The 1,413-nt window shown below is 44.7% G+C and carries 2 protein-coding genes; both read right to left on the reverse strand.

The window, feature by feature from the left end; all coding sequences use genetic code 11:
* Window positions 1–669, reverse strand: a 669-nt coding sequence (locus tag F6K20_RS38495; protein ID WP_287298442.1) for a translation initiation factor IF-2 N-terminal domain-containing protein, incomplete at its 3' end; no start/stop codon positions are given.
* A 419-nt stretch (window positions 670–1,088) separates the two neighbouring features.
* The gene (locus F6K20_RS38500) at window positions 1,089–1,364 is read right to left on the reverse strand and encodes a YlxR family protein (protein ID WP_044492698.1); all 276 of its coding nucleotides are present in this window, start codon (window positions 1,362–1,364) and stop codon (window positions 1,089–1,091) included.
* Window positions 1,365–1,413: the final 49 nt, after the last annotated feature.

Below are 1,413 nucleotides of genomic sequence, written 5' to 3' on the forward strand. Positions count from 1 at the left end.
TGGTTCTGGTTTAGCGGCTAGTTCTGGTTTAGCGGCTAGTTCTGGTTTAGCGGCTGGTTCTGGTTTAGCGGCTGGTTCTGGTTTAGCGGCTAGTTCTGGTTTAGCGGCTAGTTCTGGTTTAGCGGCTAGTTCTGATTTAGCGGCTGGTTCTGGTTTAGCGGCTAGTTCTGGTTTAGCGGCTAGTTCTGATTTAGCGGCTGGTTCTGGTTTAGTATCCTGCTTAATCTTGGTCTCCTGTTCAGTGACCTGCTTAGGTCGATTGAGAGTGCTAGGCTGACGTGGGGGTATAGCAGTCGGCTTGATGGGAGGTTGGGGTGGGATTGCCATTTGATTACTTCTCTGGCTAGAAGTATTGCCAGAACTGCGTTTGTGCTTACGAAGCTCCACAATTTGCTGCTTCCGCTCCCCTTTGGGACGTCGAACTAATTTACCAGAGCTTAACTTAGAACCTTTATTTGCCGATGACTCACCTTCGCTATTGCTTACAGCTGCTAGTTGGTCAGAATATTTTTCGGCTGTCGTGCGAATCCGTTGGGCATCCGATTCTGTAATCGTGCTACTGTGACTTTTAACTGCAATATTGAGTCCTTCACAGATGCTCAAAATTTCCTTGTTGTCCAAATTCAATTCCCGTGATAATTCGTAAATTCTGACTTTGCCGCTGTTCATGCACTATTCCCCTGTCGTACCTACTTGTTGTTAAACCATACTCAACTACTCGAATGACTTTTTACTTGATCAAGCTTTATTGGAAAGCTTAAACGATAAGATAAGCGATGCTCAACAGATAATCAACCATCCATGCTTTTTCGTTGGTGTGTTCACCTCAACGGTAGTTTGATAAGTTTATCTATTATCGCGTGCTTCTTTCCTGTGAAAAAAGCCAAGCAGCATTCAACATTGACGGTTCGGTTAAACCGCCTAATCAGCGCGTATGCCTTTAAAGGTAGCTAGCGTATAATCAAAGTAAATTCACCTCCTTAAGAAACCAGAGCATCAATAGAACTAATGACTTCCTTTCTATCCTAACGATTACTTATGTTCGCCGGACGAACATACATGGAAGCTTTTTCGGCTAGATTCACCCTTTAATTACCTAAATTGGGTTTGGTTGGCATGGTAGCTAAACGCTGCCATAAAGTTTCGTACAGATTTTTTGGCACCGATGCACGCAGTGATCGCCCCAGTCGGTTTTTCTTTTGAGCCGCCGCTAGGCAACTCAGTTGAGGACATAAGTAAGCCGAACGACCCATACCCTGATCTAATTGTACCTTTCGTGACGGATAGACTCGGACAATACGCCAAAACTCCTGTTTTGGTGCTACTTTCCGGCAGCTAAGACAACGTCGATAGTTGGGTTTCATACGGGTTTTCGGTTTGGAAAATCTCAAAAGTCCTCCTTCTTTAAAGGGT

This window comes from Moorena sp. SIO2C4, assembly GCF_010672485.1.
GTDB lineage: Bacteria > Cyanobacteriota > Cyanobacteriia > Cyanobacteriales > Coleofasciculaceae > Moorena > Moorena producens.

Coding starts and splice junctions, on each gene's coding strand:
- F6K20_RS38500 (WP_044492698.1), bottom strand. CDS start 1,364: ATGAAACCCAACTATCGACGTTGTCTTAGCTGCCGGAAAGTAGCACCA.